The organism is Flavobacterium sp. TR2 (assembly GCF_025252405.1).
Lineage (GTDB): Bacteria > Bacteroidota > Bacteroidia > Flavobacteriales > Flavobacteriaceae > Flavobacterium.
On the sequence record NZ_CP104307.1, the window covers coordinates 4,958,438 to 4,972,312 of the forward strand.

The following is a 13,875-nucleotide window of genomic DNA, read 5'->3' on the forward strand; positions in this document are numbered from 1 at the left end:
TAAGTTTTAAAATTCCAAATTCCAAACTGATTCGGGTAATTTTCCGCCACGAATTCACGAATCTTTTTTTTAATTAATTCGTGAATTCGTGGCGGAAAAAATTACACAAAAAAAATCCCAAACTCCATAATTGAAATTTGGGATTTTATTATTTGAAATTTAAATCGAATTAGATTTTGTATCTTTTTCTATCAGTTTCACTTAAGTAAATCTTTCTTAAACGTAAAGATTTTGGAGTAACTTCAACATATTCATCTTTTTGAATGTACTCTAAAGCTTCTTCTAAAGAGAATTTGATAGCTGGAATAATTCTAGCTTTATCATCAGCTCCAGAAGAACGTACGTTAGAAAGTTTTTTCGTTTTAGTAACGTTTACAGTCATATCGTCGCTACGAGTGTTTTCTCCAATTACCTGACCTTCATAGATATCCTCGTTTGGATCAACGAAGAATTTACCACGATCTTGTAATTTATCGATAGAGTAAGGAATTGCTTTTCCGTTTTCCATAGAGATTAATGAACCGTTGTTACGTCCAGGAATTTCTCCTTTGTATGGCTCATACCCAATGAAACGGTGTGCCATAATAGCCTCACCAGCAGTAGCTGTAAGCAATTGATTTCTCAAACCAATAATTCCACGAGATGGAATGTTGAATTTAATAATCATACGCTCACCTTTACCTTCCATAGAAAGCATTTCACCTTTACGGATAGTTACGAACTCAACCGCTCTACCTGAAAGGTTTTCTGGCAAGTCGATAGTTAATTCCTCAATTGGCTCACATTTAACGCCATCAATTTCTTTGATGATAACTTGTGGCTGACCAATTTGAAGTTCGTATCCTTCTCTTCTCATTGTTTCGATAAGAACAGACAAGTGAAGTACACCACGACCAAAAACCATGAATTTATCAGCAGAATCAGTTTCTCCAACTTTCATTGCTAAGTTTTTCTCAAGCTCTTTTGTTAATCTTTCACGAATATGACGAGAAGTAACAAATTTACCTTCTTTACCAAAGAAAGGAGAATCGTTAATTGTAAACAACATACTCATTGTTGGCTCATCGATCGCAATAGTTTGTAAAGCTTCTGGGTTTTCAAAGTCAGCGATTGTATCACCAATTTCAAAACCTTCAATACCTACAACAGCACAAATATCACCAGCAACAACTTCTTCAACTTTTCTACGGCCTAAACCTTCAAAAGTATGCAATTCTTTAATTCTAGATTTGATGATTTTGCCATCTCTCTTTACCAAAGAAATTGGCATTCCTTCTTTCAAAGTACCTCTTTCAAGACGTCCGATAGCGATACGACCTGTAAATGAAGAGAAATCAAGAGAAGTAATCAACATTTGTGGAGTTCCTTCAGAAACTTTTGGAGCTGGAACATTCGCAATAACCATATCTAGCAAAGGCTCAATGTTTTGCGTTTGCACTTTCCAATCGTCAGACATCCAGTTGTTTTTAGCAGAACCATAAACTGCTGGAAAATCTAACTGCTCTTCAGTAGCTCCTAATTCGAACATTAGATCGAAAACCTTCTCATGAACTTCTTCTGGAGTACAGTTTTCTTTATCTACTTTATTGATAACCACACAAGGCTTTAATCCTAAATCGATCGCTTTTTGCAAAACGAAACGAGTTTGAGGCATTGGACCTTCAAAAGCATCAACTAGCAAACATACACCATCGGCCATGTTCAATACACGTTCTACTTCACCTCCAAAATCGGCGTGGCCAGGAGTGTCAATAATATTGATTTTTGTTCCTTTATATTGAACTGATACGTTTTTAGAAGTAATTGTAATACCTCTCTCGCGCTCTAAATCGTTATTATCTAAGATTAAATCACCTGTGTTTTCGTTTTCACGAAATAACTGACAGTGATACATAATTTTATCAACCAAAGTTGTTTTACCGTGATCGACGTGGGCAATAATTGCAATGTTTCTAATAGATTCCATCTGTGATTTTTAATGGGCGCAAAGGTACACTTTATTTTCTAAAAAAAAATGTTTCTGCCATAGTTTGCGTATATACAATCAATTAGTTAATATAAAACATTAAAATATCGGTTTCAAAATGACATTAACATACGTTTAATTATAGTTAAATTAACTATATTTGAAGTGATGAAAAGTAAAACTCTCCAAATTACTCTTATTTATACAATCATCTCGATAATTATGGCGGTCTTATGTCATAAATTACTCACAGCCTACTTTTCTTCTTCAGAATATTTATATTTATCTTTAATAAAAGACGTTGCATTTATTCTAATTACAGGATTGGTTTTTAGATTTATACTTTCAAAAAATGACAAAAGAAACATTACCATCTTTGAAAAATTAAACAGAACCAATGAAGAAATAAAAGAATCTAATGAGAAATATGACATTGTAGCAAAAGCGACTAGTGATACTATTTGGGATTGGAAAATTCAAGAGGACAGTATTAATTGGAACAAAGGAATTGAAGGTGTTTTTGGTTATGACCCGAAAGAAGTTGGCAAAACTTCTAAATGGTGGTTCGACAAAATTCACCCAGAAGACAGCATCCGAATGTCAATAAAACTCTATTCTTTTATAGAGCAAAAAACTGAAAAATGGCAGGATCAATATCGTTTTAGATGCGCTGACGGAACATACAAATACGTTTTGGATCGAGGTTTTCTTTTAAAGGATGAAAACGGAAGAGCAATCAGAATGATTGGGGCGATTCAGGACATTACAAAACAAAAAGAAGAAGAACAAAGGCTAAAACTTTTAGAAACTGTAATTACACAATCTAAAGACTCTATTTTAATTACCGAAGCCAATTCTTCTGAAAGAAAAATACCGAAAATAGTGTATGTTAATCCAGCATTTTCTCAAATGTCAGGTTATCAATCAAATGAAATAATTGGAAAATCGCCTAACATTTTTAAAGGTCCAAAATCAGATTCTGATGAATTAAAAAAACTTTTAAAAGCCATAAAAAATGAGGAGGAATGTCTAATTGAAACCATTACTTATACCAAAAAAAAAGAAGAATACTGGGTACGCTTTTCTATGATTCCTATTTTTAATAATGAAGGGATAATTTCGCACTGGATTTCGATACAAAGAGACATCACCGACGAGAAAAAACTAGAAACAGAAAAAGAACATCTTATTCGAGAATTAACACAAAACAACAAAGACCTAAAACAATTCTCTTATATCACATCGCACAATCTTAGAGCACCTCTTTCAAATTTAATCGGACTTTTAAATTTAATAGAAGACATTCCGATCGAAAACGAAGAACTCGAAGAAATACTAGCCGGATTCACCAAATCGACCCATTTGCTAAATGAGACCATCAATGATTTAGTAAAAGTTATTATCATTAAAGACAACCCTTCAATGCAAAAAGAAGAAGTATCTTTAAAAGAAGTTTTTGAAAATGTATTTAGCCAGCTTTCATTTCAAATTGAGTTACACAAACCAATAATTAAACTCAAATTTGATAAAGTACCAGAACTTATTACAAACAAAGCCTACATTGAAAGTATTTTATTAAATCTGCTCACCAATTCTATTAAATACAAATCAGAAAACAGAAAACTAAAAATATCCATAATAGCAGAACAAATCGAACAGAGAACAATCTTAACCTTTAAAGACAACGGAATTGGAATAGATTTAGAAAGAAATCGCGACAAAGTATTTGGCCTTTATCAAAGATTTCACAACTATCCCGACAGCAAAGGTTTAGGGTTATATCTTGTAAAATCGCAGGTAGAAACAATGGGAGGTACAATTTCTATTGATAGCGAAGTCAACAAAGGCACCACTTTTACAATAACATTTAAAAATTAATTATTATGCTTGAGCAGATTTTATGTATTGATGATGATCCTATCACATTGATGCTATGCAAAAAAGTAATTTCAAAATCTTCATTTTCACATGAAGTTATTACGGCTCAAAACGGCGAAGAGGCCCTTCATCATTTCAATATCTTAAAATATACAAACGACAAAGCTAAAAAAAGGCCTGAATTAATTTTCTTAGATTTAAATATGCCTATTATGGGAGGATGGGAGTTCTTGGATCATTTTACTTCTTCAGATTACAGAGAATTCAATACTGTCCCTGTAATTGTTTTGTCTTCTACAATTGATCCCGAAGACCTTGCTAAGGCCAAAAAATACCCTATTATTATAGATTTCCTTTCGAAACCCATTACACAGCCAATGCTCGAATACCTTAAAAAGAAAATAGAACCTTAAGGAGAAAGGATTTCAAATTTCAAATTTCAAAATCTAAATACCAGATTAAATCAAGATTCAAAATAAAACCTTCAAAACAACAAAATTCCAAACCCCAATAGCTATAAAATTGGAATTTGGAATTTATTTTTTATCAAAATTTCATTTTGAGTTAAAACAAAAAAAGACCTCGAAAAGAGGACTTTTTTATATATCTAATAAATTGTTCAATTACAATTTAGCAACGTGTTTCGTTAATTTAGACTTCAAGTTAGAAGCTTTATTATCGTGAATGATGTTCTTTTTAGCCAATTTATCGATCATAGAGATAACAGTTGATAATTTAGCAGCAGCATCAGATTTATCAGTAGCTAATCTTAATGCTTTAATTGCATTACGAGTAGTTTTGTGCTGATATCTGTTAAGAACTCTTCTTTTTTCGTTACTTCTGATTCTTTTTAATGCTGACTTATGATTTGCCATTTTCTTTTAATTTTAGATGTAATAATTATTATAAATACTAGTTAAAAAAGAAAAACCTCCCACAATTGCAAAACAATCACTTTGGTTTTAACTAATAAAACAAAAACCGAGACACCAATTTTTGTTTTACAAAACTTATTTACAACTAATTTTGTAGTCCGTAGGGGAATCGAACCCCTGTTACCAGGATGAAAACCTGGCGTCCTAACCCCTAGACGAACGGACCTTAATTCTCCTAAGTTGGAAACTTTTCAATATGTAATATAACTTGTAGTCCGTGGGGGAATCGAACCCCCCTTACCAGGATGAAAACCTGGCGTCCTAACCGATAGACGAACGGACCGCGCTTCTGTATTGCGGATGCAAAGATACATCTATTTTTTAGTTGCGCAATACCTAATGCAAAAAAAACTATTTTTTTTTAATATGCCTTAGCAAAAAGCACTCTTTTAGAAGAAGGTTTCCCAGTAAACACGCAGGTTCCCGCCTCTTCAACTGCATCCAAAGGAATGCATCTAATCGTCGCTTTTGTCAATTCTTTTATCTTCTCTTCTGTCTCAGCTGTTCCGTCCCAATGAGCCGATAAAAAGCCTCCTTTACCTTCTAAAACTTCTTTAAATTCCTCAAAACTATTTACTTCCGTAATATGAGTATTGCGATAATCTAATGCTTTTGTAAATAAGTCCGCTTGAATTTGTTCTAAAAGATCATTGATGTGTTCAACGATTTTTTCGCCAGCAACGACTTCTTTTGTCAAATTATCTCGTCTTGCCACCTCAAAAGTTCCGTTTTCTAAATCTTTTGGACCAACAGCAATTCGAACAGGAACACCTTTCAATTCCCACTCTGCAAATTTAAATCCCGGTTTTTGGGTTGTTCTATCGTCAAATTTAACAGTGATTTTTAATTTTCTCAATTTAGCTGTCAAATCCTTAACCGCTTCTGTAATTTGAGCCAACTGTTCATCAGTCTTATATATAGGAACAATAACTACTTGTATTGGAGCCAAATTTGGAGGCAACACCAATCCCTGATCATCAGAATGCGTCATAATAAGCGCTCCCATCAAACGTGTAGACACTCCCCAAGAAGTTCCCCAAACGTGTTCTTGTTTCCCTTCAGCGTTAGCAAACTTAACATCAAATGCTTTTGCAAAGTTTTGTCCCAAAAAGTGTGACGTTCCAGCCTGCAATGCTTTACCATCTTGCATCAATGCTTCAATGCAATATGTCTCATCTGCTCCGGCAAAACGCTCTGTTTCTGTTTTAAAACCTTTAACAACCGGAATCGCCATAAAGTTTTCTGCAAAATCAGCATAAACATTCATCATTTTTTCCGATTCTTCCAGCGCTTCATCTTTTGTAGCGTGAGCAGTATGCCCTTCCTGCCATAAAAACTCAGCAGTTCTCAAGAACAAACGCGTACGCATTTCCCATCGAACCACATTTGCCCATTGATTAATTAATAAAGGCAAATCTCTATAAGACTGCACCCATCCTTTATATGTAGACCAAATAATAGCTTCACTCGTTGGACGAACAATAAGCTCTTCCTCCAATCTTGCATTCGGATCAACCATTAATTTACCAGGTCTCTCCTCGTCATTTTTTAATCTGTAATGCGTTACAACTGCACATTCTTTTGCAAATCCCTCTGCATTCTTCTCCTCTGCCTCAAACATGCTTTTCGGTACAAATAACGGAAAATACGCATTTTGATGTCCAGTTTCTTTGAACATACGATCTAACTCAGCTTGCATTTTTTCCCAAATAGCATATCCGTATGGTTTAATTACCATACATCCTCTAACTCCTGAATTTTCAGCTAGATCTGCCTTTACAACCAGTTCGTTATACCATTTCGAATAATCTTCTGATCTTGTAGTAAGGTTCTTACTCATATTATATTTTTTGGCACAAATTTTGTTTTAAACAATTTTAACTAAATAGTTTGACAAAACTAACTAATTTTGTAATGTGCAACAATAAAAAACACCACAGATATGAAAACTTACCTTTCACTCCGCCAAAACTCTAATCATTTTTACTTAATCGGATTACTGAGTTTATTGCTAGCATCATGTGGTTCTTACCAAAATTCATCTTATTACGATAATGATGGTGTTTATGGTGGTTCATCTGTTCAATATGTAGCAAATGGAACAAACAACCAGTACAAAGAATACTTCAGATCACTGCAAGACGATAATCAGCCAACTGAAATATTTACTGACGTTGACAATTATACTAATTATTCAGACAGCACTCAAACTGCCTCTATAGCTTATCCTGCATGGGGAAGCAGCAGTTCTGACGTTTCTGTAAACTTCTATACTACTCCAACATGGTCATTTGGCTTTGGATGGGGATACCCTTATTATGGATATGGATATTACGGATGGGGCTACCCTTATTACGGATGGGGATATCCAGGATGGGGCTACCCAGGTTGGGGATATCCAGGATGGGGATATCCACACTATGGCTATGGATATAACTACTCTTACAACTATGGAAGAAGAGGCTCTGCAGCTTATTATGGAGACAGAAACTATGCCTACAATAGAAATTACTCTACAGGCAGAGGATACACTACCAATAGAAACTACTCAACTGGCAGAGGATATACCACCAATAGAGGAGATTACACCACAAACAGAAGTTACACCACAAATAGATCATCTAATAGCTATACTGACTTTAGAAGAACTTCTACTTTAAATAGAGGAACAACTAGTCCTACATTTACCAATAGAGGATCATACAACAACGGTTCTAATTACAACACCTATAGCAACAGAAGATCTTATAACAATAGCGGAAATACCACAACAAACAGAAGCTACACTCCTAGCAACAACAGCGGTTCTTCTAGAAGCTATACACCAAGCAACAGTGCTCCATCAAGAAGCTACTCTCCTAGCATGGGAGGCAGTGGCGGTTCTAGATCATACAGCGGCGGTGGCGGCGGTGGAGGAATGAGATCTGGCGGTGGCGGTGGAGGAAGAAGATAATTTTTTCTCTCAGTCCACTTAAATTTGAACTAAAACTTATCAAAATGAAAAAAATATTATTCCTATTTATAACAGGACTAACTGTCAGCGCGTCATATTCACAAGAAGTTTCAGACGCTTTACGTTATTCCCAAGAAAATCTTACTGGAACCGCGCGCTACAGAGCCATGAGCGGCGCCTTTGGAGCCGTTGGAGGAGACATATCTGCATTGAGCGTTAACCCTGCTGGATCTGCCATTTTTAACAGCAATCAAGTTGGAGTATCATTTAGCAATCAGAATATTAAAAACAACTCCAACTATAATGGGACTCAAACCTCAGACAAAGAAAATTCATTTATCTTAAATCAAGCAGGAGGTGTTTTTGTATTTAAAAATAGTAATCCAAATGTCGGATGGAATAAAATCTCAATTGGTGCAACTTATGAGAACACCAACAATTTCAATAATGAAATTTTCTCAGCAGGAACCAATCCTACCCATTCAGTTGGCGCTTATTTCCTAGACTATGCAAATTATAGCAACGGAGGCTTTCCTGTTCCTCATGAATTTGTCAATACACAAGGCAACGAAACAGTCTCTGATCTATATCGCTATCTAGGATCTAATTTCCCAAATGGGCAATATCCTAATCTAAGCGGTTTTTCTGCACAACAAGCCTTATTAGGATATCAAGGATATATCATGAACATCGATGATGTGGATAACCCTAATAGCACTTATTCTACAAATGTTCCAAAAGGCAAAGACACTAATTACTACCAAACCAACGACATTTACTCAAGAGGCTACAATAGCAAAGCAAGTTTCAATATCGCAACATCTTATAAAGACCGACTATATTTAGGAGCCAATTTAAATGTTCATATCACCGATTATAGAAGATCTACGAGTTTTTACGAAACCAATAATGGCGCACTGCAATCAAACGAAACGATATCAAGCATACGATTCAATAACGATTTGTACACCTACGGAAATGGATTTTCTTTCCAGCTTGGAGCAATCGGAAAAGTAACTAATAATTTCAGACTTGGTATAGCCTATGAGTCAAATACTTGGTATGAATTATACGAAGAACTTTCGCAAAGCTTATACACCACAAGACAAGCGGCAGGCGGGCCAATTGTAAATGCCAATGTAAACCCTAACGTTGTAAATGTTTATGAATCTTACACTTTACAAACACCAGACAAATGGACTTTCAGTGCTGCTTATGTGTTTGGAAAAACAGGTTTATTAAGCATTGACTACGGTTTAAGAAACTATGGAAATGCCAAATTCAAACCAACTCACGCAGGCTTCGGAGGTATTAACGACCAAATTGACACTAGTCTTACCAGTACAGGAGAACTTCGTATTGGAGCCGAATACAAAATCAAGCAATTGAGTTTAAGAGGAGGATACCGTTACGAAGGAAGCCCTTATAAAAACGGAATCACAGTTGGTGAATTAAACAGCTATTCTGCAGGTTTAGGGTATAATTTTGGATCTACAAAATTAGACTTAGCATATTCTTATTTGGAAAGAGATTCAAATCAAGGTTTCTTTACAAGAGGATTTACTGATGGAGCTAACATTACCTCGAAATTAAACAATGTCACTATGACCTTATTATTTGAATTGTAATTAAAAATCAAAATAGATGATTGAAAATTTCCGTCAGGTTTTTGCTTGACGGATTTTTTTTACCCTAGAGAAAATCTTTTTATTATAAATCTAACTTCAGGCGTACTAAGCAGTCAGAAAGGTCAGCTTCATAAAAAACAGCTAAAACAAACTGCAAACTAGTGTGGTTTGAATAAAAAAAGTGTAATTTTGCACTCCAATTTATAAAAGTATGAGAACCAAGTCTTTAAAAAAGAACAAAATTAACGTAATCACTCTTGGGTGTTCAAAAAATGTTTATGATAGTGAAGTCCTAATGGGACAGCTTCGCGCGAATGGAAAAGAAGTTGAACACGAAGCTCCTGCAGAAAAAGAAGGAAACATTATTGTAATTAACACTTGCGGATTTATTGATAATGCTAAAGCAGAATCGGTAAATATGATTTTGGAATATGCAGATAAAAAAGACAAAGGACTTGTAGACAAAGTTTTTGTAACAGGATGTTTGTCTGAGCGTTACAGACCGGATTTAGAAAAGGAAATTCCGAATGTTGACCAATATTTTGGAACAACAGAATTACCTCTGCTATTAAAAGCTCTTGGTGCAGACTATAAGAATGAATTACTTGGAGAGCGTCTGACTACAACTCCAAAAAATTATGCTTATTTGAAAATTGCAGAAGGATGCGACAGACCATGCAGTTTTTGCGCAATTCCGCTAATGAGAGGTTCTCATGTTTCTCAGCCAATTGAAAAATTGGTTAAAGAAGCAGAAGGTCTAGCTAAAAACGGAGTTAAAGAATTAATCTTAATTGCTCAAGACTTAACTTATTACGGTCTTGACTTATACAAAAAAAGAAATCTTGCCGAATTACTTGAAGCATTAGTAAAAGTGGAAGGAATTGAATGGATTCGTTTACACTACGCTTTCCCTACTGGTTTCCCAATGGATGTTTTGGAAGTGATGAAACGCGAACCTAAAATCTGTAACTACATTGATATTCCGCTACAGCATATTTCTGATTCGATTTTAAAATCAATGCGTCGCGGTACAACTCAAGCCAAAACGACTCAATTATTAAAAGATTTCCGTGCAGCGGTTCCTGGAATGGCAATTAGAACTACTCTTATTGTAGGTTATCCAGGTGAAACTCAAGAAGATTTTGAAATTCTTAAAGACTTTGTTCAGGAGATGAAATTTGACAGAATGGGATGTTTTGCTTATTCTCATGAAGAAAATACCCACGCCTATTTATTAGAAGATGATGTTCCAGATGATGTAAAACAAGCTAGAGCAAACGAAATTATGGAGCTTCAATCTCAAATTTCTTGGGATCTGAATCAGGAAAAAGTTGGCAAAGTCTATAAATGCATCATTGACAGAAAAGAAGGTGCTCATTTTGTGGGCCGTACCGAGTTTGATAGCCCAGATGTTGATAACGAAGTTTTAATCGATGCCTCTAAACATTATGTAAAAACAGGCGAATTTGTTAATATCAAAATAATTGAAGCTACAGAATTTGATTTATACGGGGAACCTGCTTAAATTTACGCTGAACAATTGTTAATCACAGATAAAAATACTTTTATGAAACCTTTTCAAACTTTATTTATTTTAGTTTTTGGCTTATTCACTTTTACTGTTTCTGCTCAATATCGCGGAGGATACAATAATGGATATGGCAACGGTTATGGCGGCGGTTACGGAAGAGGAGGCGGAATGGGTATGGACAGAAGCATGATGGCCGGACAACAGCAGGGATCTCAAAGCAAGCCTAAAGAAACCCCACCTGAAGAAACTGCAGGGATGATTGTAGAGCAAATGAAACCTCAAGTAAATTTAGATGAATTGCAGGCAATTGCCATTACAAACGTTTTGGCTGACAGCATACGCGAACAAGGCATTTTACTAAAAAATGAAAGCAGCAGCCAAGATCAAAAAATTGAGCAGATAAAAGCTTTACGAGAAAGTACTGATAAAAAAGTTACTGCTTTTTTAAATCCTGATCAAATTGAAAAGTACAAAACTTTCATGAACACTTTAAAAGAAGTAAAAAAGACCAAATCGAAAAAGAAAAAAGATAAAGATTCGAAAGAAGATTCTAAAGAAGTAAAAGAAACCCCAGATACGAAAATTTCAGAATAATCGTTATTAACTTATAAAGCAACGAATTATGACAAAAAAACTTTTTTGTTATCTGATTTTAGCAGCTATTATCAGTGCTTGTTCTACAAATCCGTACAAGAATACTGAAAAAGCTTATGATCAGCAGCTGAAAAATTTGGAAAACCAGATTACAAGCAAAGAGGCCAAGCCAATCCCTGCAGTTTCTCCTGTTGTGATTGATACTTCTTATGCACAGCAGTTGAGAATTGTGAAAGACACCTTATCAAAGACAAATTCTACTTATTTGCAGAACGGAATCAACACTGAATGGATTGGTACGGTAAATTTCAATTTAAGAAAACCAAGTTTCGTAATTATTCATCATACAGCTCAAGATTCTCTTCAGCAGACGATTAATACTTTTACAAAAACAAAAACTCAGGTAAGCGCGCACTATGTCATTTCTGAAAACGGAAAAGTAGTGCAAATGCTTAATGACTATTTGAGAGCATGGCACGCCGGAAATTCTACTTGGGGGAAAACAACCGATTTAAACTCCTGCTCAATCGGAATCGAATTGGACAATAACGGATTTAAACCTTTTACTGAGGCACAAATTAGTAGTTTAGTGGCTTTGTTAACCAAACTAAAAAAGGATTACAACATTCCGACACAAAACTTTTTAGGCCACGCTGACATTGCTCCAGGAAGAAAACAAGATCCGAGCGCCTTATTTCCGTGGAAAACCTTAGCAGAAAAAGGATTTGGAATTTGGCCAGACGAAGTCTTAGAACCTGCACCATTCGATTTTAAAATTGAGCCTGCACTAAGAATTATCGGTTACAATACCAAGAATTTAACTGCTGCAATTCAAGCATTCAAACTGCATTACATTCAAACCGATGCAACCTCAGTCTTAGACAGAAAAACAATTGATACTATTTATTCGATTTATAAAAAGCAAGTTCAATAAATAAAGATTTATTTTAAAATACAAAACGCATTTCTAGTCATTAGAAATGCGTTTTTTTTTTGTTTAAAACACAGTCAGAACATAATTAATAATTGAACGTACACCAAAAGACGCACTGCGGTGCGTTTCTACAATCCTAATATACAAGACATACACAGCAACCTTTAAAGAAACTAATTTTCATAATTCACAATTCACAATTCACAATTCACAACTCACAATTCAAAAACTTCCTAAAGTAAAAAAGCTGCCAAAACAAAATAATGTTTCGACAGCTCCAAAAAAAAAAAAAAAAATATCAATCTTTATCTCTAGAAAGAGTATGTTGTTGCAATTAGAGCGTAGAAGCTTCCGCCTGTTGGCAATGCATCTTTATCTAAAAATATATCTTCAGATGCCGCGTCGTATCTTAGCTCAGGAATTATAGTAAGTTTTCCAACTTTGTAGTTTAAAGAAACTGTGTTGGCAAATACGCTTGATCCTGACAATGTTCCTAAACTTGGAGCTGCATTTTTAGCATCAAAATATTCCATTCTGTAAGCCAAAAGCAATGCTGGTTTGAAAGAATAAGTAGCATATCCTACCAAAGAAAACCAATCTCCGTCTAAATTACTATCAAAATCGTTTGTTGTTTTAGCATACGTTGCATTTAATCCAAGCGAAAAACTATCTGAAATTGCTTTCGAAGCTGTTAAATCAAACTGCGTTTTATTTTCATCAGAAACCGGAATTGTACTTCCCGGTATTGGGTTAGTGCTTCCTGTTGTAAAATTCAAATAAGCGCTTCCTGTATCTCCTATATACCCCACTTGTCCGATAAATGTTTTTTGATAAGAACCTGCATCCATAGCCGATTTAAAGTCTGTCGGGTTGGTTAATCCTAACATTGCTGTAAATTTGCCAGAAGTGTATTGCGCTTTTACCCCAGTGTTAAAAAACGGCCCGTAAGAAAACGCATATGACATACTGTAGTTTTTATTATCTACTGCATCCAACACCTCATAACCGATATGGGTTCCGAAACTACCCGCTACTACTTTAAATTCATCGGTTAAATTGTATGTAAAATATAATTGTTTAATCATAAATTTTGCGCTTGCATCTTTATCTGGCGTTTCGTTATATGAAAATTCTGCTGCTCTTTTTCCGAAACCTAAGTCTACAAAAACAGAAGCTTTTCCAAAAGTATGACCCGCTTCAATCGATGCCATTCCTAATTCGAATGAATTCTGTGAGTTGGTAAAGCTCGTTAATCCATTCATTTGTTTTGAAAAATCATATTTATAGTACGCATCTGCAGAGCCCCCCCATGTGGTTGCTGGAGCGGCTGCTTCCTCTTCTTGGGCAAAGGCAAAAGAACTTGTTAACATCGCGGCTAAAATGTGAAATGCTTTTTTCATGTTTTAATTTGGTTTTTAGTTATTAATTGATTCTGGTTAGTTAATCTTTTATATAT

At 35.0% G+C, this 13,875-nt stretch carries 11 protein-coding genes and 2 tRNA genes; 7 read left to right on the top strand and 6 right to left on the bottom strand.

All coding sequences use genetic code 11. The annotated features are described in order from the left end of the window. Positions 1-169: 169 nt before the first annotated feature. Positions 170-1,966 carry a translational GTPase TypA gene (gene typA / locus N4T20_RS21100; protein ID WP_260671032.1) on the bottom strand — a complete coding sequence of 599 codons (1,797 nt, stop codon included), beginning with the start codon at positions 1,964-1,966 and terminating at the stop codon, positions 170-172. Positions 1,967-2,134: 168 nt separating this feature from the next. On the opposite strand from typA, the gene N4T20_RS21105 reads away from it, so the two are divergent. Then, positions 2,135-3,844, top strand: coding sequence for a PAS domain-containing sensor histidine kinase (locus tag N4T20_RS21105; RefSeq protein WP_260671033.1), 1,710 nt, complete (start codon positions 2,135-2,137; stop codon positions 3,842-3,844). Positions 3,845-3,849: 5 nt separating this feature from the next. Next, positions 3,850-4,257 carry a response regulator gene (locus tag N4T20_RS21110; protein ID WP_260671034.1) on the top strand — a complete coding sequence of 136 codons (408 nt, stop codon included), beginning with the start codon at positions 3,850-3,852 and terminating at the stop codon, positions 4,255-4,257. A gap of 210 nt (positions 4,258-4,467) precedes the next feature. Here N4T20_RS21110 and rpsT read toward each other — a convergent pair whose 3' ends face one another. From rpsT to proS, 4 genes are all read right to left on the bottom strand, one after another. Continuing rightward, the gene (rpsT, locus tag N4T20_RS21115) at positions 4,468-4,719 is read right to left on the bottom strand and encodes a 30S ribosomal protein S20 (RefSeq protein WP_012026903.1); all 252 of its coding nucleotides are present in this window, start codon (positions 4,717-4,719) and stop codon (positions 4,468-4,470) included. A gap of 154 nt (positions 4,720-4,873) precedes the next feature. Further along, a tRNA-Glu gene (locus tag N4T20_RS21120) sits at positions 4,874-4,945 on the bottom strand. A 45-nt stretch (positions 4,946-4,990) separates the two neighbouring features. Continuing rightward, a tRNA-Glu gene (locus N4T20_RS21125) sits at positions 4,991-5,062 on the bottom strand. A gap of 78 nt (positions 5,063-5,140) precedes the next feature. After that, the gene (gene proS, locus N4T20_RS21130; protein WP_260671035.1) at positions 5,141-6,619 is read right to left on the bottom strand and encodes a proline--tRNA ligase; all 1,479 of its coding nucleotides are present in this window, start codon (positions 6,617-6,619) and stop codon (positions 5,141-5,143) included. A gap of 102 nt (positions 6,620-6,721) precedes the next feature. Between proS and N4T20_RS21135 the strand changes: the two genes are divergently transcribed. From N4T20_RS21135 to N4T20_RS21155, 5 genes are all read left to right on the top strand, one after another. Beyond that, positions 6,722-7,732, top strand: a complete 1,011-nt coding sequence (locus N4T20_RS21135; protein ID WP_260671036.1) for a hypothetical protein — start codon at positions 6,722-6,724, stop codon at positions 7,730-7,732. A gap of 44 nt (positions 7,733-7,776) precedes the next feature. Further along, the gene (locus tag N4T20_RS21140) at positions 7,777-9,360 is read left to right on the top strand and encodes an OmpP1/FadL family transporter (protein WP_260671037.1); all 1,584 of its coding nucleotides are present in this window, start codon (positions 7,777-7,779) and stop codon (positions 9,358-9,360) included. 211 nt (positions 9,361-9,571) lie between these two features. Next, positions 9,572-10,885 (top strand): 30S ribosomal protein S12 methylthiotransferase RimO, encoded by a 1,314-nt coding sequence (gene rimO, locus N4T20_RS21145; RefSeq protein WP_260671038.1) that lies wholly within the window; start codon positions 9,572-9,574, stop codon positions 10,883-10,885. Between the two features lie 42 nt (positions 10,886-10,927). After that, positions 10,928-11,485, top strand: a complete 558-nt coding sequence (locus N4T20_RS21150; RefSeq protein ID WP_260671039.1) for a hypothetical protein — start codon at positions 10,928-10,930, stop codon at positions 11,483-11,485. Positions 11,486-11,513: 28 nt separating this feature from the next. Continuing rightward, positions 11,514-12,419 (top strand): N-acetylmuramoyl-L-alanine amidase, encoded by a 906-nt coding sequence (locus N4T20_RS21155; protein WP_260671040.1) that lies wholly within the window; start codon positions 11,514-11,516, stop codon positions 12,417-12,419. Between the two features lie 311 nt (positions 12,420-12,730). Here the strand turns inward: N4T20_RS21155 and N4T20_RS21160 are convergent, their stop codons facing one another. Continuing rightward, the gene (locus N4T20_RS21160; protein WP_260671041.1) at positions 12,731-13,819 is read right to left on the bottom strand and encodes a porin; all 1,089 of its coding nucleotides are present in this window, start codon (positions 13,817-13,819) and stop codon (positions 12,731-12,733) included. Positions 13,820-13,875: the final 56 nt, after the last annotated feature.

Coding starts and splice junctions, on each gene's coding strand:
- N4T20_RS21105 (WP_260671033.1), top strand. CDS start 2,135: ATGAAAAGTAAAACTCTCCAAATTACTCTTATTTATACAATCATCTCG.
- N4T20_RS21110 (WP_260671034.1), top strand. CDS start 3,850: ATGCTTGAGCAGATTTTATGTATTGATGATGATCCTATCACATTGATG.
- N4T20_RS21160 (WP_260671041.1), bottom strand. CDS start 13,819: ATGAAAAAAGCATTTCACATTTTAGCCGCGATGTTAACAAGTTCTTTT.
- N4T20_RS21155 (WP_260671040.1), top strand. CDS start 11,514: ATGACAAAAAAACTTTTTTGTTATCTGATTTTAGCAGCTATTATCAGT.
- typA (WP_260671032.1), bottom strand. CDS start 1,966: ATGGAATCTATTAGAAACATTGCAATTATTGCCCACGTCGATCACGGT.
- rpsT (WP_012026903.1), bottom strand. CDS start 4,719: ATGGCAAATCATAAGTCAGCATTAAAAAGAATCAGAAGTAACGAAAAA.
- rimO (WP_260671038.1), top strand. CDS start 9,572: ATGAGAACCAAGTCTTTAAAAAAGAACAAAATTAACGTAATCACTCTT.
- proS (WP_260671035.1), bottom strand. CDS start 6,619: ATGAGTAAGAACCTTACTACAAGATCAGAAGATTATTCGAAATGGTAT.
- N4T20_RS21135 (WP_260671036.1), top strand. CDS start 6,722: ATGAAAACTTACCTTTCACTCCGCCAAAACTCTAATCATTTTTACTTA.
- N4T20_RS21150 (WP_260671039.1), top strand. CDS start 10,928: ATGAAACCTTTTCAAACTTTATTTATTTTAGTTTTTGGCTTATTCACT.
- N4T20_RS21140 (WP_260671037.1), top strand. CDS start 7,777: ATGAAAAAAATATTATTCCTATTTATAACAGGACTAACTGTCAGCGCG.